This is a genomic window from Paenibacillus sp. FSL R5-0527, assembly GCF_038008055.1.
GTDB classification, from domain to species: Bacteria; Bacillota; Bacilli; order Paenibacillales; family Paenibacillaceae; genus Fontibacillus; species Fontibacillus macerans.
Window position 1 is genome coordinate 4,510,451 of the sequence record NZ_JBBOYI010000001.1, and the last position, 25,076, is coordinate 4,535,526.

Here is a 25,076-nt window from a genome sequence, read left to right on the forward strand (position 1 = left end):
GTTAAGCGATGCTCATTTGAGCATATATCATAGCAAATAATGAACCGCGCGAGGAATCTGCGGCCGAGTTCAATAATGGCATTTCGCTTTAGCACTCAAACCGGCGGATCTTTATGAAGATCCTGGTCTTGCTCGGCGAAAGCCCAGCCAGTAAACGTAACCTCCAGGCCGTCGCGCGTCGGGGAACACGTGAAAGGGCCGGCTTGATTGCCGGAAAGGTAAGGGAAACGAGCCACGCGGATGGTGCGCCAGGCATGGCGCTCCGTACGCGCCCGTATAATGGCGGCATCGTTCATGAGGGAAGCGCGGATGGTCACCTCTTCGCCCGCCCATTCGGGTACGGCCGTTAAGGACCAGTCCGAATACCCATCCGTGACTACGGCGGACAACTGGGGAATTCCATCGTTGATTTCAACGCCCGCTTTGATCCACTGGCCTGGTCCGTGGTACAGCATAATACCGGCCTGATCATACAATTCGGTGAAAGTCGTCAGCAAAAACGACACCTCCACCGCTTTGTCCGCCGGCCAGCCGGTTAACAGGGCCGCGCCGTCCTCAAACTCAAAACCGTAAAGTGTCTTCTTCCAAAAATCCCTGCCTTTTTCCGGAACAACCTTTAGGCAGCTCCCCTCCTGCTTCACGGACAAAGGCGCATTCATCCAGCGCCCTGTCTCCCAATTCAATATGCTTTTGGTCATTTGCCAAACTCCTCCTTAGGATAGCCTCTTAATGCCAAGAGGCGATTCTTAATCCTTGTTTTCCAACCGCTTCACCAACTCCGCTAAATCCTTGCCTTGCAGCGCACCTTCCACCAATTGCGGCAACATCGCAGGCGTACAGGCAAAACAAGGAGTCCCGTCCCTAGCAAAAGCCCTGGCCAACTGTTCATCGTAAAACGGTGTTCCTTCATCCGACAGGGCGAGCAACCCTAGCGTCTTGACGCCGGCTTCCCTCATTTCCCGCATCCGCCGGATCAGCCGGGATTGATTGCCCCCCTCATAAAGATCGGAGATCAGGATGAACAACGTTTTCTTCGGTTCTTTAATGAATTGTTCGCAATAGGCCACGGATTTGTCGATATTCGTGCCTCCCCCGAGCTGAATGCCGAACAGCATATCCACCGGATCGTTCGCGCATTGCTCGGTCAGATCGACCACCTCGGTATCGAAAACGACCACACGCGTGTCCAGCGCCGGAATGCTGGCAAAAATGGACCCGATCACCGACGCCCAGATCACCGATTTCGCCATGGAGCCGCTCTGGTCGATATCGACGATGACCGTCCATTCCTTGCTGCGCTTGGCGCGGTCAAAGTAATAAAACCTTTCCGGGACGATTCGCTTATGCTCTGCATCGTAATGCTTCAGATTCCGCTGAATCGTCCGCTTCCAGTCGATACCGCTCAGCGAGGACAGCGGTGTATGCTGCCGGCGGTTTAACGCCCCGGTGACCGCTCTTTGGAGCTCATGGCTCATCCGTTTGACCAGATCATCGACCACCGCCTGCACAAGCATTCGCGCGGTGTCCTTTGTCTTCTCCGGAATTTTTCCTTTGAGCGACAGCAGCGTTCCGACAAGGCGAATATCCGGTTTAACGGTGGCCAGCACCTCCGGTTCGAACAAAAGCTGCTTCCAGCCTTTGCGTTCCATCGCATCATTCTGGATTACGGACACCACGTCTTCCGGAAAAAAAGTCCTTACGTCGCCAAGCCACTGCGCCAGGCGGGGCGCGGATTTCCCCTGGCCCGCACCGCGAGCGCCAGCACCGCTGCCCCCGCTTGCTCCTTCTCCGCCCTCCGCCGTTTGATCGTAAATGGCGGCAAGCGCTCGATCCATAATCAACTCATCTTCCGAGAGCTCCACTTGCCCGCCGCTGCCGTACCGGTCAAGCTCCCCTGCGGCGGCCGCGCCCAGAATAAGCCGCCAGCGGGCCAAAGCCTGTTGTTGGTTTACCGCTTCAGCCATGTCTATAAATCCTCAAAATCGAAATCATTAAGTTCATCCAGCATCCGGGCTTCATCCTCCTTAAGCTCATCCATCATGATTTCGGCCGCCTGCTGCGGCTTAACGCCCCACAATTCGCCAAGCAGCTCGGCGACCATCGTTTTTTCCTTCTGGCTGAAAGCGCTGAAAGCACGGCGCAAAAAGACCAGCGCCCGCACAAACTCGTGATCCTCCAGCGCGCTGATATACGCGTTAAGCTGCTCCCATAGGCTCATCCGCGACAGAAGCGCATACCGGTTGCGCATCGCCAGACCTTCGAACCAGCCTGCGCCCAGGTCGGCCGGAATCCCCGGCGAGAGCCGGCGCGAAACTTCGGCAGCGCATTGCTCGGCCGTAAGCTCTCCCCGCTCCAGCAAAATCGCGCACGCCAGACCGGACAGCCTGGGGTGGGCATCATCTCTGTCCGATAAAGCGGTCAACTCCTCAACCCACAGCCCTTCATCCACTTCGGCGCTATGCTCTGCGGCGATATGGCTTAGCTCGTTCATCGCTTCCGCCATCGCCTGCGCCGCCTCATCATTGCATCGGCTCGCCTCTTGCAGAAACAAAGCCGCGCGCAAAAACAATTGCTGCAGCAATGGGATTAACGGGGCCGTATCGATTCTGCGGATCCCGCCGAAGCGGACAAGCTGCGACAGGATTCCCGCCGCGTCCGCGATTTCCACGACATTCCGGCTCTGGACCGCCAGGCTTTGCAAGGCCGATCGGCCGGCCTCCATCTGCCGGATCATCCCGCACTCATAGGCAACGGAGAGCAGCGCGGAAGCCTCCTTGATCGTGGAGCATTCCTCCAGCCGCTGCTGCAAAACGAAGGCCGCGGCGGTTTCTACGGTTTCGCCCAGCAAATTGGATTCCACGACTTCGATTTCCACTTCCGGGGACCACTGGACGATCCAATGCTCCGACCACACCGCCTGGCCGGCGGACCTGGCCCGGTCTTTGACAAAATGAATGCCGAGCAGCTTCAAACGATGGAACCAGATCGAGCGGTTCAAATCAAGATAGGCCGCTTCCTCGGAATTAACCCGCCGGTTTTCCCGCAGGTCGAGGACCAAATCCTGGGCAACCGCGGTTTTGTATTTCTCCAGTTTAAGCCGCTTCAGCTGGCGGTTCACGTCGTCCTGAATCGGCGTTTGGCTGACCCCTTCGGCCAGGGCCCCGATCGCCGTCCCCACCTCCGTACGCGCGAGCGATTCGGCGACCACGGCGAGTTCTCCGCGCCCCAGGAGCGTTTTGGCCGCATCTCTCAGGTCCATCAGTACCGGCAGGCTGCCGCCATGCAGGGCCGACAAGGATTCGGCGAGCCTGACCGCCTCGATCACCTCTGCCGTGGAGCGGTGCGTTCCCGTCCTTCGCAAATCCGCGGCCGCCGAAGCGAGATAACGATGCGGCAGCTCCTCCAGCGTACCCCGCTGCATCTGCTCCCACATCATTTCAAAATAGTACGGCGCAATGTTCCCCGCTCCATACCCGGTCAAAGACGAAAGCCGCAAATAGGAATACGGCATCAGCGTCAGCTTCGTCTTGCGGGAAGGAAGCTGCGATATTTCTTCGTCGCTCATGGCAAGGGACAGATCCTTGAGGGCGGAAGCGTGATACGCCCCGCAAATGACCACGACCTGTTCGGGCTTATGTCCCGCAGCGACCGCATCGGCAATTTGCCGGCACATATACGCTTCGCGCACCGCATTATAGGCGTATTCGAGCCTTTGGCCGCGGCGCTCCCGCTCCGCGGTCAGCTCCCGCATTTGTCCCGAGTACGCCAGAATGGCCTGACGGTAGGCATCCGGACGCAAATTGTGCTCAAAGTTACGTTCCCAATACGCGTCATAGTCGTATTCGCCGGCGATTGCCGTAATCCTGCCGTACAAGGAGCTTTCCGGCTCAGCGCCCCCTTCCGTCACGCGGCCTTCTCCCTCCGGGAGAGGAGCGGCGCTGCCGTTCGGCCGGTCTTCTTCCCGCTCCCGGGCGGCGCCGCGCGCATCCTGCAGACAAACCGCGGAAGACGAAGGCAAATCGATAAAGGCGCAGTACGCACCATGTTTTCGAGCCCAGAGCATTGCCTGATATTCCGGGGAATACACGGCGAACGGCCAGAGCGCGGTCCGGACCGGCACTTCCTCGGTGAAGGCCAAAATCGCCACCGGCGGCTTGGTCGAGGTGTTCGTCAAATGCGCGATTTCGGGGGAAGCGTCCGCCGGGCCCTCAATCAGTACCGCCGTTGGCTTTATCTGATCGAGGAAGTCGGCCACATGGTAAGCGCCGGCCGGAGACAGGTGCCGGACGCCAAAGATCTGCACTCCAGCACCGCTCGCCGGCTTCATTGATTCATCTCCTTGCAGGCGTTGTAGAGGCCGCGCCAGCTTGCTCCGCGTTTTTTCATCACGTTGTCCAAATATTCTTTCCATACGAGACGGTCCTTGTCGTCATCCTTCACGATCGCCCCCTGCAGCCCTGCGGCCAAATCTTCATCGGTGATTTCTCCGCCGCCAAAGCTGGCCGCCAGCGCCATGCTGTTCGTGAGCAGTGAAATGGCTTCCGCCGTGGAAATGACCCCGGCCGGGGATTTCACCTTTTCTTTTTTGTCCAGCGTCATGCCGCTGCGCAGCTCTCTGAAGATCGTCACTATCTTTTGCAGCGCTTCGTCTGCGGGAACGGCCGCCTGCAGGTCATAGGATGCGGCGATTTCGGCGACGCGCTTCCTGACGATTTCCACTTCGGTTTCAAGGTCGGCCGGCGCCGGCAGCACGATCATGTTAAAGCGGCGTTTCAGCGCCGTCGACATTTCATTGACCCCGCGGTCGCGGGTGTTGGCCGTAGCGATAATGCTGAATCCTTTGCGCGCGTTCAGCTCTTTGCCTAGCTCGGGAATCGAGATCGTCTTCTCCGATAAAATCGAAATCAAAGCGTCCTGCACCTCGGAGGCGCAGCGGGAAATTTCCTCAAAGCGGGCGATGCCGCCCGCTTCCATCGCCCGCATGATCGGGCTCTTCACCAGCGCCTCCGGCGTTGGCCCCTGGGCCAGCAGCATGGCATAGTTCCAGGAATAGCGGACCTGCTCTTCCGTCGTCCCCGCCGTTCCCTGCACAACCAGCCCGGAGTTGCCGTAAATGGCTGCGGCCAGATTCTCCGACAGCCAGGACTTGGCCGTTCCCGGCTCGCCGATCAACAGCAAAGCGCGGTCTGTCACCAGCGTCGCAATCGCCATTTCAACGAGACGCGGGTTCCCGATATATTTCGGGGTGATCGCCTGACTCCCCGCGGTTCCCCCGACGATAAACTTAAGCACCGACTGCGGGGACATTTGCCACCCGGCCGGGATTTTCCCTTGATCCTCACGGATCAAAGCCTGCAGTTCTTCCTGATACAAAAGCTCCGCAGGCTTGCGCATCATCTCCTGCATCGCGGATTCCGTACTCATCACCGCCATCGCTCCTTTATGATAAAAATATGAGACCCCTTAAATGGACGACTCCATCGTTTTTAAAATATACCCCAACTGCTCTACGCTGCTGCCAACGAATTTGGGCATGGCCTTGCGGATCCGGTCCGCATAGGAGGCGGGAAGACGGCAAAGCTGGTCGAACAGAAACGGTTCGATTTCGTGGCATTCCGTATTCCGCTCGTCTTCCAAAGCCCGGATGAGCGCTTCATGCAGCTCTTTCTCCGGGATTCCCGCGCGAACCAGCCCCATGGCCGCCAAATTGGCAAAACGGTTGCGAAATTCCGGCGATTTGCCCAGCTTAGCAAGCAAATAGGAAGCGGCAGCCTCATGTCCCGGCCGGGCGAAAGCGCTGACCAAGGCCAGATGATTGAGGGCAATGAAATGATCCAGCCAGCGCGGGTCCCATGCTGCGGCGATTTGCTCCGGCGACGGCATTTCCACGTAATATGCATAGCTCCTCCGTTCACTCGTCCATACCGGCTCCGCTTCCCGATACCTGCGGTCAATGACCAAACCTTCCAACGTATCGAGCAAGTGCTTGCAGTAGTTGGCGCTTTTGCTGACGGACGAAGCAGCCAACCGGTCTTGCAGAATGCCGGCATACTCCTCATACAAGTGTTCCGGAGGCAATGCGGACTGCGCCTTAACAAAGGTTTCACGCACATACGTGTTCGTTCCCGCCGTTTTTTTCAGTTCGATTTTTATCGCAGCCCTGACAAGCTCGCGCCCCTCGCCGGAGCCGGTTTTGGTTATGTACTGCAGCGCTGCGTTCGTTAAAAAAGTCCAGCCAAGCGTGTAAGCATAGTGAGTATAGTTCCGTAGAACTCTTAAATAAATCTCCTCCAGCTCAGGCATCGTTTTATGGTGAAGCGCCCAGAAATAGCGTCTCGCCAACATCGAGCTTTCCTGCGTTTTCTCCCTATCCGCTACGCCCGCCTCCACAGATTGAATCAGTTTGGCAAAATCCCTGGCCAGCCACCTGTTCAACCGTTCCGATCGGCTTCGGTTTAACGCCGGGCCTACCAGTTCGCTGTCTTTGCCTTTGGAAGCCTCATACAGACGTTCGGCCGCGCTTGCCGAGTCGCTGTCCGCCAGCGCCTGATACGCCGCTTCGCGAATGCTCTTCTTCTTGTCGCGGCTGAATTCGAGCAAAGCCCCCTCATATTCGGCGTACCCCGCAAGCAGACGAATCGCCGTCGTCCGCACTTCATCGGAACCCGAAACGGCGGCCTCATAAATGACAGGCCGCGCTTGTTCGCCGCCGCTCCTTGCGATAACGGTCAGCTTGCGCGCTTCAAGCTTCCCTCCGGCGGGCTCAAAGCTTCGGATCAGATGCGGCACGATTTCAGCGCCATAAGACGGCAAAATGTCCGTCATCGCAAACTCGGCAATTTCCGCATAAGGGTCGTTCAACGCTTCCAAGGCAAACGGAAGCAGGCGAAGATCCTGAAACAATCCATCGCGGAACGCTTCGACGATGATTTCATGGCGCCCGCCGCCCCGGGTGGTAAGCGCATGGCGGACCGCGGACAATTTCCGGAAGGATGCGAACGTCTTTAAGGAAACGGGTTTGTTGTGCAGCATAACCGTCTCGCCCGCGGTGGAACCTTTGCCCTGGGTGCGCAGCACCGACTGAAGGAGAAGATTGACGTCCTGCAGCCGCCGGGCCGAATCCGCTCCACTGTCTTCGGCAATTAAAGACGCGGTGCCTTCGGCCAGTTTTTTAAATACCGGAGCCCGTTCTCCCAACTGCTGCAAAGCCGGAACCAACCGTTTCAATCTATAATCCCCGGACGCCAGATCGCTGCCGGCAATATAAAGGCGCCGGATTTCATCGTTCAGCTCAAACAATATGGCCTGACTCATTATGCATGTTCCTCCAATTCGGCTTGTTAGTAGAGGTTGCCGTTGTTAACCCGGACTAATAAAGCAATCGTATCAGCTCTTGTTGGCTTAAAATACTGAGCGGCTGAACCGTTAGCCGGCCGCTTAGGGAATCATGTTGAAACATCCCCAGCACGGCGATGTCCTGAAGGTGCTCATCCGGCAAAAATTTCATAAGCTGAACGGTTCCGTCGTCCAATACATCGCGAAGCTCCAGCGTGTCCCCTTGTGCGTCGGCAATAAACAGCCGGCCTTCCGAATCGGCGACTACCTTTGCTACAGCCAGCAGCACGACCGGGTTAGAATCGCCCAGCGGATTTTTTAGCTGGTTTTTGACCCGTTTGACGGTCTCGGCGAAAGATGGAGCGGCGCAGCGGCGAATTTGGCCCAGATCCTGCTCTTCCAAAGCTCTGGCGGTCATCGATTCGAAGCGGATGCGCCGGTTCAGATCGCCGGGGTAGCGGTAAAGCTCCGGCACGACGGCCACCTCGAAAAAGCTGTCTTCTTCTCGTATCAATTTCGCCGCTTTATAGGGACGGTACTGTACCGTATAATGAATTTCCCCGCTATCCGGCTGAATCCAATAACCGCAGTCGACGTATTCCTGCCGGGCAGCATCATCATAGCTTAAAAAGGCCAGCTGAATCAGCTCGGTTCCCGGAGCGGCCAATCCCGCCTCCTTCAGTTCGGTCAGCTGCCAGGCATGCCCTAGCCATTCCTCGATGGAAGACTCATGGTCCAGCGCCAGCTCGGGATCTTCCAGCCTTGCGGACAGATGCGCTCTGCCTTTTTTAATGAAGGCATGAATGACGGCAAGCTGCTCGACGGCCAACGAATAGGCTTGCTCCGGATTTTGCCGCTCCGACAAGATCAGCAGCAGCTTGCCAAGCTGAATTTGCGCGCCGGCCAAATAGTGGCTTTTCATTTGCTTCATATGTTCCTGAATCACCTTAAGCTCCTTGGCATCCAAGGTCCCGAGTCCGCGCCGGATCAAAGATTGCGTTAACTTCTCGAGCAGCTCCAGCCCTTCCAGTTGCGCCGCGATTTTTTTCTTCAGCGCTGATTTATTGACTTTTTTCGGCTTGGCATCGGCTCCGGCAGCGGCTTCCTGCGCTTTCTTCTCTTCCCGCTTTCCGGCTTTCTCCCGTTTGGCCGCCAGATCCGCGGGCACTTCCGCCTCCATGAATGGCTTTCCTTCCGCATAGGCATACAAGAGACCCAATACATGTTTGCACGGGAATTGCCGGCTCGGACAGCTGCAGCGCATCACCGGTTTGTCGGGAACGGCGAAATCCGCGGATGGCGCGTAAGGTGTCTTTCCGCTTCCCGCACACAAGCCAAATAGCACCTGTCCATCCGCGGACCGGTGCAGCTCGATATACTTGCCTTTTCTGTTTAAATCCTGGCCGTTCTTAATCGCCGCGCTATTCGGGGCCAGTGAGTCGATCCAAGTTTCCGTAATCTCAATCAAACGTAGTTCCCCTCCGCCATCGGTAAGTTTACTGCTCTGCCAAAATTATCATATAAGTCTTTCTTCTATATAATACCTAATATTCGCAGCCTTCCCTACCTACTAAAGTCCTAACGGGAACATATATTCTTATTTATTTATGTTTGCCTAAAAAGATTCACTTAATTAACGGTAAAAAAATCTCATCCACAATTTCAGCAATTGTGTCCTGTGACACAGGTTCATAGGTAATCAACACCTCATGTCTTATAAGATCAACAGGCAGCTTTGCAATTCGTGGAGTAATTTTCTCCCGCCTAATTTCTCCTCGCTCTACTGCCCGATTCAAAATGGTTTGCATGGTATTGGTTCTGCGGAAACTGATCAATTCGGATAAGGGGATGCCCGTTAGAACAGACATTAATCCATGAATCGTTTCTGGCCCAATTTGACGGAGCATTTCATTCAATCGATTCAATACGATGATGACATCGCTTCGCAGATTGCCAGTATTAGGGACTTCCTCCGGTGGTGCCGGTAAAATATTCTGAATTGCTGCCAAGACAAGCTCCTCGCGATTCGGCCAACGCCGATAAATAACTGGCTTACTGGTTTGAGCCCGGGCAGCAACCCCTTCTATTGTAAGACTCGGAAAACCAACCTCCAACAGTTCATTCCATGCCGCTTGAAGAATGGCGGCTTCTAATTCCGCGCCTCTTCGTCTAGTCGTAAACTCACCTTCATTTTTCTTATTCATATTTAACCCTCCAATAAAATACGTTGCGTTTCTTATGAGATTATTATATCATAAACCCGAATAAGATACTCGGAGTATCCAATGGTGAAAAGGAGTGAATATGCATGGATAAACAAATTGAACAAACAGCCAATAAAAAAATAGATCCAGCCGTTATGAAAATGGCATGGATTCTGTTGGTTGGACTTCTAGCCCCTTTATTCGATACCACCATAATGAATGTCGCAATCGATACGCTTGGAAATGCTTTACACGCGTCCGTTTCAACGATTCAGTGGGTAATGACGAGTTATTTAATTGCCCTTGGCATTGTTATTCCTATTTCAGGATGGGCACTTGACCGTTTTGGCGGTAAAAACATATGGATATTGGCTTTAAGTTTATTTTTAATTGGGTCTGTTTTATCAAGTTTGGCATGGAATGTGGGAAGTCTCATCACCTTTAGAGTGGTTCAAGGAATGGGCGGTGGCTTGATGATGCCAATCATGCAGACCATGATTGTGCGGGCAGCTGGCGGAGAGAAATTAGGTAAATTAATGGCCATTGTTGGTTTACCTGTACTGATCGGGCCTATTCTTGGACCTGTATTAGGTGGGGTTATTATTAATTATCTTAACTGGCGTTGGATTTTTTATGTCAATCTTCCTGTTTGTTTCATCGCTTTAATCCTGGCCGTATGGGGTTTACCCAAAGATGATGCCCCAAATCAGCCTCAGAAACTAGATATCCTTGGTTTATCCTTGTTATCGCCTAGTATCGTGTTGATTATTTATGGGCTTACCAAAGTCAGCTCAGATCATGGCTTTTTGCATAGTTCAGTCATCGTCCCTATTGTCGTTGGAGTTTTATTTCTGCTGGTATTCTGCCTTTATGTTTTAAGAAAGCCTAACAATCCAGTAATCGATATACGTATATTTAAAAGCATGCCTTTTACCGCATCTTCTTGCCTTTTGTTTTTATCAGGTCTATCCTCTTATGGAGGCATGTTATTACTACCACTCTATTATCAACAAGTTCGCGGGGAGAGTGTTCTCGCTTCAGGGTTATTATTGATTCCTCAAGGTATAGGGATGTTATTGACGCGTTCATTAGCAGGTAAACTTACAGATACAATCGGCTCTCGATGGATCGTGCTCTGCGGTACCCTTCTAACAATATTCGGAACCATTCCCTTTGCCTTTTGCCGCGCCAATACCAGCGAATTTCTGCTGGCCATTGCCCTCGTTGTCCGTGGCGGAGGACTTGGCGGAGTTATGCTCCCTGTTATGGCAACAGCTTATGAAGGATTAAGTAAAAAACAGGTCCCGCATGCCAGCAGCGCCACTCGGATTCTACAGCAAATCGGGGGAGCTTTTGGTGCTTCAGTGCTTGCAATCATCTTGCAAAATCAAATGACCTCTCAATCTGTTATCAGTATAACGACGCGGAACACGGCTTTTAATCATACATTTATGTGGACAGTCGGCTTCACTTTAATTTCACTCCTTTTTATAGCCTTCTTACCTAATAAAAAATATAGTAACAATTAAGTCAGTTACCTTCACTTAAAAAAGGGATCAACCAATTCTGGTTGACCCCTTCTTTAGAACTTCATTTTGTGTTACTCGACAAAACTTCGCGAAAACGTCTTTCTCCTTATGATACGTCTTTCTACCCAATAAACAACGAACAGCGACAACAAGCCGACACCAATCGGTATTCCGAACGCTTCATACGAAAATGGCGCTCCTCCAAGCTTAAGCTGGCTTGTGGCGCGATACTCAAGCCGCTTGGCGGCGAACTTCGCCGTCCGGATATCTTCCTGCTGCGCTAAATCTTCAAACGCAGGCTCCATCGCGAATCGCTCCGGCACATCGCTGTGCAGATAAAGCTGCTCCGCCTTTCCGCCATTTTTATTCCAGTTTCGGATATCGTCCGCAGCGAGCGTTTTAACGTCCGGCCCCACAAAAATTATTTTGTCGAGTTGCGGAGCATTCGCTATTTGATACCGGGCGATCAAATTCAGACCGTGCCGGGTAACGACCGGCCCTTGTTTGCTTGATATCGTCAAGGTTGTCGTCGTACCGGAAGCCCCGTACGTATCAAAAGCTGAGGCTAACATCAGCTCGTCGGTCCCGTTATACAGCATTACCCCGTTCTTTTTCTTGCTCCATTGAAACGCATTGTTCAAAACATAGACGATATCGCTTAATCCGGCCGTAAAAGGCTCCATTTGCGGATGCTCAACAAAATCGTAGGAAGGGTAATTCATTTCCTCCGCCACTTTCTTCGCCGCCGGCTCCCCCAAGTGCCGGGATATGACGTACAGCGTGGCATCGATCCCCGAAGTCAGACCGGCCGAGGAGACTATGTTGCCGTCAGGTACATAACGCTGATCCCTTTTCCAAGTCACTGCGGAATATTTCTTTTCCAATCTGCCGATATCTCCCCAATGCGTTGCCGCAGCTTTCCCGTTCAGCAACCCGGTATCCGCCAAATTTTCCGCCCCATTGCAAATAGACAACAAAATCGTTTCCTGGCCTGAGTGTTTCCTGATCCAATCGCGGACAGGCTTGTATTTTGTCTCATCCAAAATCGGCATGTAAGGAATCACGATGATATCCGGACTTTTACCCGTCATTTTGTCCAACTCGTCAAAAGTGTACTGCGGTACGACATCAAGGCCGCCCGTCAACGATTTGATGTTTTTGTCGGGAGCCGCCGCAAACACATTGTACGAACCCGTCATGGAGAACATTTCGTAGGGTACGAGAAAATCAAACACCTCGGTCACTTCATTCGCCATAATAACGGCCACGGTCGGCTTTTTCGAATCATAGGCAGGAGCTTGGATGTTTTGTAAAGATGCAGGAACCGGCTTATCGTAAACCGACATAGCCTCCTGCATCGTGCTCATGAAACCAATCGCACCGGTTCCCCCCACAACCAGAACGAAAACAAACACATACACGATGAAACGCCATACTTTTCTCACTCGCCTTCTCTCCCTTGATTTTCTCTAGTTAATCATTAATTGTTACTTACTTTCATTTCTTAAGAATAAGAGGAGAAGGCAAATTAATAAACTCGCCCGAAGACTGAATTTTCCCTCGACTAAGGTCCAGGTAGAGGACTTTTCTCGAGCAGCGGCCGAATGCTTGTTTCTTTCTATTATCATAGCTGACCGGCCCTTTTCTGAATATGACTCCATCTGGCTATCTTATTCGAGGCATTCGAGCCACAACTTTTATGCTCAATAAGGTAGCACTCCAAAAAAAAAGAAGCAGGGTTCACCCGCCTCCGTTTAATAATTTTTTTATCTTGTTAGCTTTGCCCGGTTACATTAAAGCTTACTTGCCAATTTCATGCTGCGAAAGCTCTCTATTATCGCGCTAATTTGCGCCGATCATAACTCCCGTATCACCAGGATCCTCAAGCCAAATTTTCGAGATCGCCCAATTGTCTTCGTAAAGCCCGCTCCCTTTTTCGATCGTTAGGGATGCCTTTCCATAACCTATGACTTCTTTCATTACAATAAGGGGATAATTAAAGGTGATCTGCACTTTTTTATCAGACAATGACTTGGTATCCAACTTTTCCACGGCTCCCATATGCGGGCTGGATCCGCCCGTAACCCAGAAATTATCTTCGAACTCCTGTTTTGTGCTTGCCTGTAAAGCCGGGGTCATGACGGCATACTGCATCGGTCCGCTTCTTTTCTGGACTCCGCGAATCCATGTCTTCGCCGCCTCCTCCGGTGTATCCGCATGCAGCCCGCTCATAAACATGTCAACCTGACGAGCCAGTTGGGACGCTTCCGGCAGGGTTACATGAATGCTGTTGTCCTTGTAGGTCACTTCCCCTTTCAACTCCTCCACGATAGCGCGCAGCGAAACCATAGCCGTGCCGTTTTCGATTTTCAGCTTCAAATACGTATTCGCGTACGGGGCCTTGTTAATAAAAATCTCCGGTTCGGTCGTCATAGCCAGTGCGGAGCCCGATAACAACACGAAAGCGGAGCACGCCGCAACGATAACCTTGAGTCTTTTTTTCATCAACCATTCTCCTTGTTTTCATATGTAAAAACTCTAAATCTCATTTTAGTAGAATGGTTGTCAAAGATAGTTACAGACCGGTTACTGTATCCTCACAAAAAATCAAACAAATTATTCTCAATATCCTATATCCATTTATAGATGGCAAGAACTGCTTTCACATAAATGCTTAAGGCACTCCATATAGTATCTAATTTCACGGCCTCATCGGGCTGATGGCCGCCCCCTTTTCCCGTCGGAAAGGTGGATTCTTCATCCATGCGCTTCCCCCATTTTTGTTAAAGAAAAACCCGGCATATGCCGGGCCAGAATGTTAGCATTATGTGCATCTTTAGAAACGCCTCAGTCTTGCCGTTCACGAATTTGATGCCTCCCTTAACGGGTACGGTTTCTTGGTTTCGCGGTCGGCTACGCTGACCATCACCGATTCAGGCTTGACCCTAGCGATCAAACCCATCGCCTCAATTCGACCAACCATTTCCGAAAGATAGGCTGCCGTCCGGTTCTTGGCCTCGCGGCCGCCGTCAATATCGACCATAAAACGGATGTCCGCCCCTTGATCGAGATAAGGAAGAATCAGGTTTTCGAGGCCGATCCGCTCGGCCAACCCGAATTGCGCGGCAATTTCTTGGCTGTATGACGTTTCCAAAGACAATTTTTCGCGAACCGAATAAATTTCCCTGGGGAGAATCACTTGGCGGCTGCACAGCCATGCCCCTCTTCCTACACGGTACACTACAATGTAGCTGACGAACTTGGTATGTCCCGGGTGGGTCTGTGCGTCGGTCGTAATAACGAGGTCGTATACACCCCGCGGATCGCTTGCGATGAACCGGGATATCCGCTCCATCACATCGCTAAATTCCAGGTTCTGTTCCGTCGTATTCCGAAATGTCGTCTCATGAATCAATGGGTACTGTCGTCTTTTACTTTTCATAGGGTTCACCTGTACTGCAAGGTTGGCTTCTTCCTTTCGTTTTGGAATTTTTCGGGCTATATAAGTTGAACTATTGATTCTACGTGATAGGGCAGCCGTGTGAAATGTTCTTACGATCGCTGTTGTTCGCGGATTTCTTGATTTTATAGATTCCAACAAGGAAGAAATCCGCTCACAAAGGCGACCAAGCATATGCTTCCGATGCAGCTTTCTTCCAGAAAGCTTTCAGTTTCTTCAGAATCATTTCACCTAGGTTCAATATTCTAAAGTGTGTATTATTTAGAATATTGAACACTCTTGCCTAGTTCCCGATTTTTCTTAAGTTCAACTTATATAGCTAAGAATCCGGCTTATAAAACGCCGAAAGCTCCCTTTTCATAATATGTCTTGATCACCGCTGCTTGATCACAAATGTGCCGAGCGATTCGAACCAGCTTAACAGGGGGCGTGGGAATCGAACCCACCACAGTCTGCTTTGGAGGCAGACTCGCCGCCCTAGGAACATGGACCCCTACAGGATGAATAAAGATGACGTGGACGGGGCTCGAACCCGCAAATCCCGGCGTGAAAGGCCGGTGTGTTCATCCATTTTCACCACCACGCCATGCTAAGAACAGAACTGGATTACGGTAAATCCTTGCTAAGAGCGGGTTAATCTCCCGCCGATTTTTTACAGCTTGTGTTTCGTTAGACCACATCATTGAACCCTGCCAAGTGACCCACTCACACTTTGCGAACCGTAACCGTATAGGTATGTACTTTTCATTGGGGAGATCGACCGGAATCGAACCGGTGCAGTATCAGGGCCACAACCTGACGTGTTATCCACTTCACCACGATCTCCGCGAAAATAAGTGACGCATGCCGGATTCGAACCGGGCGATTGCAGGATTGAAAGTCCTGTGGCTTTGACCGCTTGCCTAATGCGCCATGAAAAAAAGACTGCCTCCCCAAGGAGCGGCGCCATTCGCTTCACTTGCCTCTCCCGAATCCTCCGGGCAGAAACAAGCACAAATGGACCACTTGCCAGGGTGCAAGCAGCCTTTACGTACTGAATATGTATCGACGGAAATGAATTTAGAATTCAGAACGGTCCGCGATTCACAATCACGCCAGTACCGTTCCTCCTTCTTTAAGGATGTTACGGACTAAGCGTGGCACGTAAAAGCTACCGGCGATCGGATTGAGATAGGATGGTTCGCCGCTCTCTCGCCAAATATTTGCCTGTTCGTTATAGCGTTGCTCCAAAAAATCTAATGTATAGTGCATTTTCATTTCCTATCCCTTTCTTTCCTCGTAGATTTACAAAACGCATTCCCGCGTTAATGCTTTAGTGTTTTACCTTGTTGATATTTATGATGTTACCACGGTGTTTTTATGCTGTCAACCCTTTTTTTATCTTTTTTTGAACATTCATCCAAAATGACCAAAAAGAAAACCGCCGAGTCATCTCAGCGGTCTTATATCCGAACAAATTCACACGTTGCAAACAACGTTATTTGCATACAACTTCCCCTAAGAAAGAGAATGTTTGGATATATTGAAACGGCTGCATGACGAGGATAAAAAGCTTTCGGCATGATCAAACAAACGGTTGTCCTCCAGAAGGCACCATTGCTCCAAGTTCTCATACCCGATTGGATACATCGCCAATTTCATCCCCGTTCACGCTCCTTTCATTCGTTTTCCTAAATTTTCATCAGCATAAATTACCTCAGCGCGATTTGTCAAGGGAAAATTTTCTCCGCCAAAAAAGGGTTGCGCCCTTGGCCCTTTCCCGAAGGCATCGCACCCGGCACCCCATCCGCTTCCAGCAGCGGGCGGACGACGAGCTTCACCGGCCACTCCCGGCTCTCGAAAATCGCCCGGTACAGCGCGGCGCGGTCGGCTTGCGGCAGCCCAGCGGCCAGCAGCGCTTCCTTCCATGCCTGCCCCGTGATCGCCCACAAACGGGACTCGGGAATGGCGTACACGCCGGACAGGGCTTCCATAATCGAAGCCAGATTTACCTGCGTACCGAGCGACTGGACGTAAAATATCAGCTTATCGATCGTCTCATTGTACAGGCTGTTGGAATAGCCGGGACGTATGCGGTAGCCCGGGTCCCCAATGTCGTGCTTGTCCAGGTACGGCTGATGCAGCCGCACCGAATCGTGGTCGCGAAACAGCAGTCCGCTCACTTGATTTTGCTTCAAGACCAGCAAGCAGTTTTGTCCGTGAATTTCCGGCACAACCCCAACCTTAAACAGACGCATCACCACATCGTAGAACATGCCGGCCAGGTCGGCATAGAAGCTTAAGACCTCTTCGGCGGAAAGCGGCTTGCCCATCATTTCGGACAAAAAATGCCGGCCGCCCAAATCCACGCCAAGCGCGGACATCGGGATCACCTTGCACCCTTCCTCAAATAGCTCCGGCGGATAAAGCCGGAGTTGGGCGGCCAGGTGGCGCGGGTGGTCGTCGAACAAGCCCATCGCCGCCGGCATGTAGCCCCACCAATGGCGCTCCTCGCACAGATAAACCCGGCCGCGCAGCGCCTCATCGCAAGCCACTGCCTGACGCAGCAGCTTCTCTCCGGCCAGGCCGTTAAGCAGCTTCACCACAGGCAAATAACGGGCAGCTCCCAGCGACAGCACGCTGACCGGCAGCTTTAGCATGGCCGATACGCCCCCCGCTTCGGCATTGGGCTCAATCACGGCTTCCGGCGCCATGGAACGCAGCGAAGAGGTGGCCAGGAAGTCGCCGGCCTCCGCATCCAGCACCACGATCGTCCCCTCCTTTATCTCCTGAGCGAAACGGGGCGCGATCACATGCTCAAGCTGCCAGGGATGGACGGGCATCGGCACGTATTCGTCCGGTCCCATCCCCCGCCGGCTCAGCTCCGCCTCAACCAAAGCCCGCTGCTCGGCGTTCAACACATCCAGGCAGGACAACTCTTCCTCCTCGCAACCCCGCTTAACCGAATCCCTATGCACCGCTACCCAGCGAAGGCGGATCGGCAGGCCAAACTCCGCCGAATACCGCAAGCTGTCCGGCCCGGTAAAGCCGATTTTGGCTTTGGCCGTCGGATGGAACGGACGGTCGCGCAGAGCGGCGATCCGTTCCCCTTTGATGAACCACTCGTAAGCCGTGGCCGGGGTGAATGCCAGCAGCTGCTCCATCCGCTCCGGACTCAGGCTGAGCGCTAGCTGCCGAACCGCCGTCTCCACAGCGGCCAGAAAGTCCGCAACGCCCGGCTGTGCGTAAGCTTCCGCGGACAAAGCCGAACGCAGCACGGCTTCCGCCAGCTCCGGCGCAGTGCCTAAGCCGGCCCAGCTTCCGTCGGCAGTCTTTTTATAAATGGGGGTATTCTGCACCCACTGAATTCCCAAGCGGATCCCGGACTCAACCAGAAACACGATTTCCCCGGCATAAACCTTGGTCTCGGCACCATATTCTCCATCTTTTCCGTATAACCGCCGAATCCGCGCCGGCGCAGCCGAGAGCGGCCGGAGCAGTTCCTCGTCTAACCGGAAAAACCGCTCCGTCAAAAAAGCATTCATCAAATCGGCGGTAATCCGCGACTCAGCCGCTTTCAGGCCGGACTCTATTGTCGATGTGCGCATGACCATTTCCTTCCGTCAAATAGTAAAATTCCGGATGCGGATGGCCGAGAAAATCATGGTGGGAGATCGTCCAGCAATAGGCGCCGGACTTCTCAAAAACAACGATGTCGCCGACCTGCAAACACTCCACTTCGGCATCCGCGTGCAGCCGGTCTTTCGGCGTGCACAGCTCGCCAACCAACGTCACTTTTCCGTGCCTGACCTCCGGTCTGGCAAAAGGATGCTCCCACCTGCCTGTCGGCATAATGACAAACGGATGATTGTGCCCCCAGGAAGCGGGCAGCCGGTTATGGTGGGTACCTCCCCGCAGCACGGCAAAGTGCTGATCATGCGATATTTTGATGTCAACCACCTCGGCCGCGTAGTAGCCGTGCTCGGCCACGATCAGCCGGCCCGGCTCGAACCATAGCCGCACCCCGGGAAGCCGCTTCCTCGCTGCACTCCGCGCGATCAGGGACGTGAACAGCGGCCAGTCGAACGCCGGCGCAGCATCGTAGGAGACGCCAAAGCCGCCGCCCGCGTTGACGATTTCAAGGTCCAGATTATAGCGCTCCGCCCACTCCTCTGCCTTCAGCAGATACAGCTCAATCATCTCCGCGTGCAGCTCCGCCCGCAAATTATTCGACAGCGAGTGAAAATGGAAACCGCCTAGCCGGACCGCCCCCCGGCCCTCCTCCCGGATGATGCCGATCGCTTCTTCGATCAGCAGCTCGTCCAGCCCGAAAGGAGCAGGACGTCCCCCCATCGCGATTTTGGTCTGCGGTAACGCAGCCGTTCTCAGGTTGATGCGCAGTAAAATGCGCACCGGCCGGCTCCGCCCTTGGGCCAGCCGGATAATCCGCCTCAGCTCGAGCAGGCTTTCCACATGGATATAGGTGACATTATGCCTGAGCGCCAGCTCCAGCTCCGCTTCTTTTTTGCCGGGACCTCCGAACAGAACGCGAACGTTCTCACAGACTTCCCTGACTTTGAGCAGCTCGCCGGCGGAGGCCACCTCAAAGCCGTCCACCAGCGGCAGCAGCGACTCGATAATGCGCCGGTCGGGGTTGGCTTTGATCGCGTAGAACAGCCCTGTCCCATCCGGCATCACCCGCCGCATCTCCCGGACATGCGCCTGAATCCCCGCCAGGTCATACAAGTAGGCGCACACCGGCTCCCGGCTCTGCGCCCGCAATCGCTCTATCGCTTCCCATACGTTTGCGTTCATATCCATCCACCCGCGTCCCAATAGTCATTCCGCTTTTGCAGATATGCGCGGAATGCCGTGTTTCTGTCGTCTCCCAGCACATAGATGCGTACGCCTCGCTCCGCCCACAGCCGCATGTCCTCCCTGCTTCTGGCCACCGCCGCGTACGGAACCCCGCACCGCTGCGACGCCGCATGCAATTGCTCCAGCCGCCGCCGCACCTCCGGGTGCCCGGTTTGCCACGGCAATCCGAGGGATTGCGACAAGTCCGCCGCCCCTTCCAGCACAAAGCCGATCTGCGGATGGGACAAAATGGCTTCGCTTTGCCGGATGCCTTCCGCGCTTTCGATCATCGGTACAATCATAATGGCTTCATTGGCTTCGCGGATGTAGTCGGTCAGCGGATACTTGGCGAACGCGCCCGGCCGGCCGCTGTTCAGGCTGCGCATTCCGCGCGGATGGTAATACGCCCGGCGGACCGCTTCCTCCACCTGCTCCCGCCGCTCCACATGGGGGATGACGATGCCCTGGGCGCCCGCGTCCAGCACCTTCAGTATTTCGGTGCGTTCCACGCCCGAAACGCGGACAAGCGGGGTGACGCCCGCCAGCTCGGCGGCGCGGATCAGTTCCTCGACGCGCTCCATATTCGTGGAGGCGTGCTCGTGATCAATGATGACAAAATCATATTCGGCATGGCCGATCAGCTCGACAACAACGGGATGCGGAATGGAGACAATCAATCCGAACACCGGCTGCTTCCGGTTTATTTTTAATTTCAGCGTATTGGGTCTCATAATAGTGACAAACTCTCCCGCGCCAGCCGCAGCGGATTGCTTGCTATGCGGAAATGCAGCTCGCCGTCGCCGTACAACCTGCGCTTGGTCATCTCCTCGATCAACGCATCCGCCGCAAACAGATCAAACCATTTAAACCTCTCCCTATACTCGGGAAACTGCCGCTGATATTCCGCAATCGTCGCCGCGCACAGGCCCCAGAACTCCCGCTCCGATAGTCCGAACCTTTCCAGGGTCAGAGCGATCTCCGTCATGCAGATGAAAAAGAAAGCGTCATACGTGTAATCCCGCACCTCCGGCGCCGCTTTGGCATGGATAAACGAATACCGGTTGAACCGCCGGTGCGTTTCCGGCTCAGGGTACAGCTTGGGCGCCAGCTCCGGAAACAGCAGCTTGTCCGGGACAAAACGCACGCCGTCATGCAGATCCTTGACAATCATCCGCACCGGCAGTCCATCCTCGAGCACCAGGATGATGTTCTGAGCATGCGCTTCCAAGGCGATGCCGTGCGCGTACAGCAGATGAATCATCGGCAGCGTCAGCGTGCGGACAAGCGCTTCGCTCCACCGCCCGATTCCGTGCCGGCCAATGACATCCCGGATGAACGGCTCGCCGTTTTTTTGCACCAGCATCAGTGCGTTCAGCGGCCAGGCCTCTTCACCTTCCCGCAGGCGGGCGGATACGCTCTCCCTCCAGATCGCTCCCAGCGTGCCGTACGCGCTGCGGTACTGAACCCTAGGCAGCCCCTCGTACCGCAAGGACAGTCCCATAACCTCTTTGAGGATGCCGAACCGCACCCGCCGCAGCAGCTCGTCTTGCCGGATCAGACCGTCCAGCCAGTCGCTGATCAGCGGCGCGTTTTGCGTCGTATGATGGGCCAAAATGCGGCCGGTTGAGGTATTGGTGATGCTGAGCGACAATTTGATGTATGAAGCCTCCGCACGATCTCTGTGCGACAGCGTGCGGATCGATTGCTGCGCCCGGTAATTGCCGTCCGAAACCCCCAGCGGAATCAGCTCCCGGCTCAGCCGCTGGCGGGTGAAGACGGTTTCAAGCCGATGCTCCCACTGCCAGGGATGGACGGGAATCAGCACATACGCGCTCCCATCGCCCTCCTTCTCCAAAATGCGGCCGAACCTCTGCCGGTCATATTCCGTCAGGTGCTGCCCGTAAATCTCCTCCGCCGTACAGCCGGCGGAAAGCGCCATATCGGCAAGCTCTTGCTTCAGGGCAACCCAGTGCAAACGAATGTTCCGATTGAATTCGGGACCGTACGCCAGATTGTCCGTTAATGTGAAGCCAAGTCTGGACTTGTAGCTTGGATGGTAAAGATGCCCGTCCGTCATATGGCTTTCCAACGCATCGTAGTGTTTGTCGCCGTCCGGAACGCGCTCGGGGAGCTCGGCCCTGCACTGGCTATCCTTAGCCAGCGTCTCCAGCAGCTCCTGGATGAAGGAGTCGATCCGCTCTCCTTGCAGGTTGCCCAGCACCAGTTCCTCCACAAACAGGTGCAGATCGGCGCAGGGTTCGCCTGCTCTTTGGATGGAATCTTTGACGATTTTCACCCGGCCGAACGAAAATTTCTCCTCTGCCTCGCAAGTATAAGCAACGGGCTTTCCGTCCCTGCCTACTCCATCCGTCCGCCAAATCCCGCCGGTTTCGGTGCGGTTCAAGATGCCCTCGAACCACAAAGCCTCCAGCGTCTGGCGCATCATCCTCTCCTGGACATCATGATAGGCGGCCGTCTTCGGGCCGGACAAGTTAGCCAAACTGTCCATTGTTTCCACGAGCTTTTCACTCCCCCGTTTCTTGAATTAAATTGCCGACCGGCACATAAGCCGGCGCCTCACCGCTTCCTTTTAGACAGCTCAGCATGTTCCGCTTGGCATAGAACGTACCTGCCGTAAGCAGGTGTTTCGCAAAAGCGTTGCCGCTTCTCTCGCATTCCCGCCGGAGCGTTTCGCGCACGATCGTCCAGAAATGCGTTTCGGGAACGCCCGCATCCCTGGCCATGGCATGAATAAGCGAGCCGAGATGATTCACGATAAAATAGTACGATGTCCGCGCCCAGGCCTGCTCTCTTGAATAGAACAAAGGACCGGACAGTTCCTGTCCCCGGGCTGTCCCCAGCCCTTCCGCCGCCCTGCCGATCTCGACGCTAACGCCTTCCAGATCGCGAATGATGAAGGCCTCCGGCATGCCGTCCCGCAAGGTCAGCAGCGTGTTCTGCAAATGGGCTTCAAAATGAATGCCCTTCTCCCACGCAACGCGCACGAGCGGCAGCAGCGACAGCTCCAGATAGCGCGCAAACCAGCGGTCCGCCTGTCCGCTTTGGCCGCTGCCGCCCAGCATCGACATCAGGCGCGAAGGTCTCCCCGGCTGCGGAGCTTCCGCCAGGCTTGCCAGCACATAGGTAGATGCCGGATCAAATTCGATCGGACGGTAGACGATCGTAAACTGCCGGGTCAACTTCTCATCCGCAAACCGGCAGGTGCTAATGCCTGTCTCATAAGCGATCCGGGTAGGCGAATTTGGACCGAAACAGCCATGCCGCAGCAAATAGCGGGAGGCGTCCAGCGTCCTGCGCATCTGCTCATCGCTGTTGGTACGGATCAAATTGGTGATCTGCATGCTCAGGGACAGCTTGATATTGCAGTTCATGTCGGGCACATATACCGTACGTACGGAGGTCGTCGGATAGACAAGCGGCCCCAGGCCGCCGAGGGGAACCAATTTCCCTTCGCGGACATAATCCTGAACCTCGGACAGGCCCAGCACATGCTTGTATTGCCACGGATGAACCGGAAGCGGAGCGTATTCGCCGCTTTTGTCCCCAAGCGTATGCCGGAGATGCGCCTGCACGCTTTCATGCGGCGGTACTTTTTTATCCTCCGCCACCCACTCGTCCCGGAATACATCCTTTCTTACGGCAAAATATCCGAGCCGAAACGAGGTGCGCAGCTCCGGACTGAACGTTCGCACATCCCGCTCGGAAAATCCCCGCGAATTTTTGGGAAAGGGGTGGAACGGATGCCCGTAAATCAGCGATTGTTCCGAAGTCCGGTAGTCGAACACCTCAAGCTCCGCCGCCCGCTCGATAAACAGGGCGAGATTGCGGCAGCTGTTGTCCACCTTTTCCGCAAAACTGCGCGCCTGTTCGTCCGTGATCCGGTTATCATCTGCCGGCGCGCCTTGGCCTGTCCCCAAACCTTCGCTCGGCAGCTCCCGGATGATCCATTGGACCAGTTCCCCATATTCCACGTGGCCATTCGCTCCATTCGCTCCGTTTGCGCCGGACCGCCGAATGCTCTCGTATTCATGCTCTCCGGCGGCGGAATAATAGGCCAGCTTTCCAAAAACCGTAACCCCGCAGACCGGGAAAGCGACCGCATAGTCAAGCGTGTCCGCGTTCAGCGTAATGTCATCCTCCCTCTCCTGCGCCAGCTCCCGGATGTAGCAGTTAAGCAGCAGCTTGCACGTGTGCCGGTTCGCTTGTTCCAAGCTCTCGGAACGAAGCTTGCTCTCCATCTCCAGCAATGATGCCAACCTTCTTTCTCGATACGGATAAATTGGCCTGCTCCTTTTATCAGCAGGAGACGAAAGCCGCGGGCGGCTCGGCCAGCGCTTCGGTCACGGATTTCTCGAAAATCGAAAGCACGTCCGCGGCTTCGCGTTCGGTGATCGTCAGCGGCGGCAGGAAGCGAATGACGGCGGAGCGGCGCCCGCCCACCTCCACAATCAAACCGTTATTGAAGCAGCTCCGCTGAATGGCGGCGGCCAGTGCCCCATGCGGCGGATAGTGGCCCAAACGATCCCTGCGGCCGGCGGTGTCCACGATCTCCACCCCGATCATCAGGCCGCGGCCGCGAACATCGCCGATCGCCTCGCACCCGGCTTTCAGCGCGCCGAGCCGGGTCATGAACTGCTCGCCGCGTTTCTGTACGTTGGCCAGCACATCCTGTTCCCGGATGTAACGCAGCGTCGCCAGCCCGGCGGCCATCGCCAACTGGTTGCCGCGAAAGGTGCCGGTATGCGCCCCCGGCGGCCATACATCCAGCTCTTCCTTGTAGATGACAAGCGACATCGGCAGACTGCCGCCAACCGCTTTGGAACAGACTATCACGTCCGGGACGATTCCGGCATGCTCGAACGAAAACATGCGGCCCGTGCGCCCGATCCCCGTTTGCACTTCGTCAATGATCAGCGGGATGCCCCTTTCGGCCGTGATGCGCCGCAGTTCATTCAGCCATCCAAGATCGGCGGGGATCGCTCCTCCCTCGCCCTGCACCGTCTCCACAATGACGCCGCACGGAGCGGCAATGCCATTTTCGCAGTCGTCGAGCAGGTTCTCGATATACTGCGCGCTCAGCTTGGCGGTCATGCCGCCGCCCATGCCGAACGGACAGCGGTATTCATAGGGGAAAGGAAGGAAATGCACATCCGGCAGCAGGCTCTGCAGATGCTCCTTTTTACTGAGATTGCCGCTCATCGCCATCGCCGCCTGCGTCGATCCATGATAGCCGCCTTGAAAGGCAAGAACGGATCTGCCCCGGGTTGCGCTCTTCGCCAGCTTGATCGCGGCTTCAACGGCGTCCGCCCCGGTCGGGCCGCAGAACTGGATTTTGCTGCTGTTCCTTAGTTCTTCGGGCAGAATCGAAAACAGTTCCTCCATAAAGGCCAGCTTGAGCGGCGTGGCCAGATCGAGGGTGTGAAGCGGAATTTGCTGTTCGAGCACGCCGCGAATCGCCTCCACCACGACCTCATGATTATGGCCCAGCGCCAGCGTGCCGGCGCCGGCCAGGCAGTCATAGTACGTGCGGCCTTCCGTATCCGTCACCATCATTCCTTTCGCCCTGCTGATCACAAGCGGAAAATGCCGGGGGTACGCGCGCGCATTGGATTCCTTTTCTTCCTGCAGCCTTAAATAATCGTTCTGATCGTTTTGGACATTATGGACCTTTACCGACATATCCTTCCAACG

General features: G+C 54.7%; 19 protein-coding genes and 4 tRNA genes. 1 reads left to right on the forward strand and 22 read right to left on the reverse strand.

Features of this window, described 5'->3' with window-relative positions; genetic code table 11:
* Nucleotides 1-95 precede the first annotated feature (95 nt).
* From NYE69_RS19880 to NYE69_RS19910, 7 genes are all read right to left on the reverse strand, one after another.
* Nucleotides 96-698: a DUF1349 domain-containing protein gene (locus NYE69_RS19880; RefSeq protein ID WP_340927553.1), complete on the reverse strand. Its 603-nt coding sequence runs from the start codon at nucleotides 696-698 to the stop codon at nucleotides 96-98.
* A 48-nt stretch (nucleotides 699-746) separates the two neighbouring features.
* Nucleotides 747-1,964 (reverse strand): VWA domain-containing protein, encoded by a 1,218-nt coding sequence (locus tag NYE69_RS19885; protein WP_340927554.1) that lies wholly within the window; start codon nucleotides 1,962-1,964, stop codon nucleotides 747-749.
* A gap of 2 nt (nucleotides 1,965-1,966) precedes the next feature.
* Nucleotides 1,967-4,327 (reverse strand): DUF5682 family protein, encoded by a 2,361-nt coding sequence (locus NYE69_RS19890; protein WP_124332071.1) that lies wholly within the window; start codon nucleotides 4,325-4,327, stop codon nucleotides 1,967-1,969.
* On the reverse strand, nucleotides 4,324-5,424 hold the full coding sequence (locus NYE69_RS19895) for an ATP-binding protein (protein ID WP_115311182.1): 1,101 nt from the start codon (nucleotides 5,422-5,424) through the stop codon (nucleotides 4,324-4,326). Before NYE69_RS19895 ends, NYE69_RS19890 begins: the two co-directional genes overlap by 4 nt.
* Nucleotides 5,425-5,463: 39 nt before the next feature.
* Nucleotides 5,464-7,314, reverse strand: coding sequence for a HEAT repeat domain-containing protein (locus NYE69_RS19900; RefSeq protein WP_328271504.1), 1,851 nt, complete (start codon nucleotides 7,312-7,314; stop codon nucleotides 5,464-5,466).
* Between the two features lie 55 nt (nucleotides 7,315-7,369).
* Complete coding sequence (locus NYE69_RS19905; protein ID WP_036622873.1) at nucleotides 7,370-8,803, reverse strand: SWIM zinc finger family protein; 1,434 nt, start codon at nucleotides 8,801-8,803, stop codon at nucleotides 7,370-7,372.
* 157 nt (nucleotides 8,804-8,960) lie between these two features.
* Nucleotides 8,961-9,539 carry a TetR/AcrR family transcriptional regulator gene (locus tag NYE69_RS19910; RefSeq protein WP_326044598.1) on the reverse strand — a complete coding sequence of 193 codons (579 nt, stop codon included), beginning with the start codon at nucleotides 9,537-9,539 and terminating at the stop codon, nucleotides 8,961-8,963.
* 104 nt (nucleotides 9,540-9,643) lie between these two features.
* Between NYE69_RS19910 and NYE69_RS19915 the strand changes: the two genes are divergently transcribed.
* On the forward strand, nucleotides 9,644-11,068 hold the full coding sequence (locus NYE69_RS19915; RefSeq protein WP_124332066.1) for an MDR family MFS transporter: 1,425 nt from the start codon (nucleotides 9,644-9,646) through the stop codon (nucleotides 11,066-11,068).
* A 71-nt stretch (nucleotides 11,069-11,139) separates the two neighbouring features.
* Here the strand turns inward: NYE69_RS19915 and NYE69_RS19920 are convergent, their stop codons facing one another.
* The 15 genes from NYE69_RS19920 to NYE69_RS19990 all read right to left on the reverse strand — a co-directional run bounded on the left by NYE69_RS19920 (nucleotide 11,140) and on the right by NYE69_RS19990 (nucleotide 25,064).
* Nucleotides 11,140-12,513, reverse strand: a complete 1,374-nt coding sequence (locus tag NYE69_RS19920; protein ID WP_124332065.1) for a DJ-1/PfpI family protein — start codon at nucleotides 12,511-12,513, stop codon at nucleotides 11,140-11,142.
* A gap of 397 nt (nucleotides 12,514-12,910) precedes the next feature.
* Nucleotides 12,911-13,573: a hypothetical protein gene (locus NYE69_RS19925; protein ID WP_124332064.1), complete on the reverse strand. Its 663-nt coding sequence runs from the start codon at nucleotides 13,571-13,573 to the stop codon at nucleotides 12,911-12,913.
* Between the two features lie 125 nt (nucleotides 13,574-13,698).
* Nucleotides 13,699-13,833 (reverse strand): M20 family metallopeptidase, encoded by a 135-nt coding sequence (locus NYE69_RS19930; protein WP_148090729.1) that lies wholly within the window; start codon nucleotides 13,831-13,833, stop codon nucleotides 13,699-13,701.
* Nucleotides 13,834-13,928: 95 nt separating this feature from the next.
* Nucleotides 13,929-14,510, reverse strand: coding sequence for a ribonuclease H-like YkuK family protein (locus tag NYE69_RS19935; protein WP_328271505.1), 582 nt, complete (start codon nucleotides 14,508-14,510; stop codon nucleotides 13,929-13,931).
* A gap of 439 nt (nucleotides 14,511-14,949) precedes the next feature.
* Nucleotides 14,950-15,023 (reverse strand) — tRNA-Trp (locus NYE69_RS19940).
* Nucleotides 15,024-15,039: 16 nt separating this feature from the next.
* Nucleotides 15,040-15,114: transfer RNA gene (locus NYE69_RS19945), tRNA-Glu, on the reverse strand.
* Between the two features lie 162 nt (nucleotides 15,115-15,276).
* Nucleotides 15,277-15,353: transfer RNA gene (locus NYE69_RS19950), tRNA-His, on the reverse strand.
* 12 nt (nucleotides 15,354-15,365) lie between these two features.
* Nucleotides 15,366-15,440, reverse strand: a tRNA-Glu gene (locus tag NYE69_RS19955).
* Nucleotides 15,441-15,617: 177 nt separating this feature from the next.
* The gene (locus tag NYE69_RS19960) at nucleotides 15,618-15,785 is read right to left on the reverse strand and encodes a hypothetical protein (RefSeq protein ID WP_170179987.1); all 168 of its coding nucleotides are present in this window, start codon (nucleotides 15,783-15,785) and stop codon (nucleotides 15,618-15,620) included.
* A gap of 452 nt (nucleotides 15,786-16,237) precedes the next feature.
* A complete protein-coding gene (locus NYE69_RS19965; protein WP_340927559.1) occupies nucleotides 16,238-18,115 on the reverse strand; it encodes an IucA/IucC family protein in 1,878 nt (625 codons plus the stop codon).
* On the reverse strand, nucleotides 18,075-19,322 hold the full coding sequence (locus tag NYE69_RS19970) for a type III PLP-dependent enzyme (protein WP_340927560.1): 1,248 nt from the start codon (nucleotides 19,320-19,322) through the stop codon (nucleotides 18,075-18,077). The genes NYE69_RS19965 and NYE69_RS19970 overlap by 41 nt, the downstream gene beginning before the upstream one ends.
* On the reverse strand, nucleotides 19,319-20,095 hold the full coding sequence (locus NYE69_RS19975) for an HpcH/HpaI aldolase family protein (RefSeq protein ID WP_124332060.1): 777 nt from the start codon (nucleotides 20,093-20,095) through the stop codon (nucleotides 19,319-19,321). The genes NYE69_RS19970 and NYE69_RS19975 overlap by 4 nt, the downstream gene beginning before the upstream one ends.
* Nucleotides 20,092-21,873, reverse strand: coding sequence for an IucA/IucC family protein (locus NYE69_RS19980; protein WP_124332215.1), 1,782 nt, complete (start codon nucleotides 21,871-21,873; stop codon nucleotides 20,092-20,094). Before NYE69_RS19980 ends, NYE69_RS19975 begins: the two co-directional genes overlap by 4 nt.
* 16 nt (nucleotides 21,874-21,889) lie before the next feature.
* A complete protein-coding gene (locus NYE69_RS19985; RefSeq protein ID WP_340930452.1) occupies nucleotides 21,890-23,623 on the reverse strand; it encodes an IucA/IucC family protein in 1,734 nt (577 codons plus the stop codon).
* 58 nt (nucleotides 23,624-23,681) lie between these two features.
* The gene (locus NYE69_RS19990; protein ID WP_340927562.1) at nucleotides 23,682-25,064 is read right to left on the reverse strand and encodes a diaminobutyrate--2-oxoglutarate transaminase; all 1,383 of its coding nucleotides are present in this window, start codon (nucleotides 25,062-25,064) and stop codon (nucleotides 23,682-23,684) included.
* Nucleotides 25,065-25,076: the final 12 nt, after the last annotated feature.

Excerpts from the sequence above, each read along its gene's own strand:
- NYE69_RS19880 (WP_340927553.1), bottom strand. The coding sequence starts at position 698 with ATGACCAAAAGCATATTGAATTGGGAGACAGGGCGCTGGATGAATGCG.
- NYE69_RS19885 (WP_340927554.1), bottom strand. The coding sequence starts at position 1,964 with ATGGCTGAAGCGGTAAACCAACAACAGGCTTTGGCCCGCTGGCGGCTT.
- NYE69_RS19890 (WP_124332071.1), bottom strand. The coding sequence starts at position 4,327 with ATGAAGCCGGCGAGCGGTGCTGGAGTGCAGATCTTTGGCGTCCGGCAC.
- NYE69_RS19895 (WP_115311182.1), bottom strand. The coding sequence starts at position 5,424 with ATGAGTACGGAATCCGCGATGCAGGAGATGATGCGCAAGCCTGCGGAG.
- NYE69_RS19900 (WP_328271504.1), bottom strand. The coding sequence starts at position 7,314 with ATGAGTCAGGCCATATTGTTTGAGCTGAACGATGAAATCCGGCGCCTT.
- NYE69_RS19910 (WP_326044598.1), bottom strand. The coding sequence starts at position 9,539 with ATGAATAAGAAAAATGAAGGTGAGTTTACGACTAGACGAAGAGGCGCG.
- NYE69_RS19915 (WP_124332066.1), top strand. The coding sequence starts at position 9,644 with ATGGATAAACAAATTGAACAAACAGCCAATAAAAAAATAGATCCAGCC.
- NYE69_RS19925 (WP_124332064.1), bottom strand. The coding sequence starts at position 13,573 with ATGAAAAAAAGACTCAAGGTTATCGTTGCGGCGTGCTCCGCTTTCGTG.
- NYE69_RS19930 (WP_148090729.1), bottom strand. The coding sequence starts at position 13,833 with ATGGATGAAGAATCCACCTTTCCGACGGGAAAAGGGGGCGGCCATCAG.
- NYE69_RS19935 (WP_328271505.1), bottom strand. The coding sequence starts at position 14,510 with ATGAAAAGTAAAAGACGACAGTACCCATTGATTCATGAGACGACATTT.
- NYE69_RS19960 (WP_170179987.1), bottom strand. The coding sequence starts at position 15,785 with ATGAAAATGCACTATACATTAGATTTTTTGGAGCAACGCTATAACGAA.
- NYE69_RS19965 (WP_340927559.1), bottom strand. The coding sequence starts at position 18,115 with ATGCGCACATCGACAATAGAGTCCGGCCTGAAAGCGGCTGAGTCGCGG.
- NYE69_RS19970 (WP_340927560.1), bottom strand. The coding sequence starts at position 19,322 with ATGAACGCAAACGTATGGGAAGCGATAGAGCGATTGCGGGCGCAGAGC.
- NYE69_RS19975 (WP_124332060.1), bottom strand. The coding sequence starts at position 20,095 with ATGAGACCCAATACGCTGAAATTAAAAATAAACCGGAAGCAGCCGGTG.
- NYE69_RS19980 (WP_124332215.1), bottom strand. The coding sequence starts at position 21,873 with ATGGACAGTTTGGCTAACTTGTCCGGCCCGAAGACGGCCGCCTATCAT.
- NYE69_RS19985 (WP_340930452.1), bottom strand. The coding sequence starts at position 23,623 with ATGGAGAGCAAGCTTCGTTCCGAGAGCTTGGAACAAGCGAACCGGCAC.
- NYE69_RS19990 (WP_340927562.1), bottom strand. The coding sequence starts at position 25,064 with ATGTCGGTAAAGGTCCATAATGTCCAAAACGATCAGAACGATTATTTA.